A 503-nucleotide genomic window follows, 5' to 3' on the forward strand; every position below is an offset into this window, starting at 1 on the left:
TGTGCCCTCAATGAGCGGCGTACCCGCTTACAGCTATAGCCTTTTTTTTAACGCGCGCCGCAACGTGTCCTGGCTGACGACGTTACCTGTCTGCTCCTGAAACCTGGCATGGAGGACAGGCAATTGATGGGGATACTCTTCAACCAGTTGTTCTAACACAGCCAGATCGCTCTCACTGAGGAGGTGCGGGCGTCCTTGGCGAGGCTTGTCTTGAAGACCTTCAATACCGTCTGCTTCCCATTGGGATAACCAGGTCGATACCGTATCGCGCCTAACCCCGATAATATCGCGAATCTGGTTAATCGTATGGCCCTTGTGGTTGAGCAGAACTGCGTGAGCCCGACGACGTAGTGCTCTCTTTTCGCCGTATTGGTAGGCTTCATTTAAGATACGTTGCTGGCCAGGTGTTAAAGAAACGAAACGTAAGCGCCGAGACATGGTTCTGAGTTTTACTCTGATGGACCTTTGTTTATTATGCGCGATAATTTATGCAGAAGCACTTA

Annotated in this window: 1 pseudogene; it reads right to left on the bottom strand. The window is 50.5% G+C overall.

Annotated features, from left to right (window positions below):
• Nucleotides 1-438: pseudogene (locus ACT3TJ_RS18055) on the bottom strand (helix-turn-helix domain-containing protein); the annotation flags it as partial.
• Nucleotides 439-503: the final 65 nt, after the last annotated feature.

The organism is Halomonas sp. AOP30-A1-24 (assembly GCF_052378165.1).
GTDB classification, from domain to species: Bacteria; Pseudomonadota; Gammaproteobacteria; order Pseudomonadales; family Halomonadaceae; genus Vreelandella; species Vreelandella citrativorans.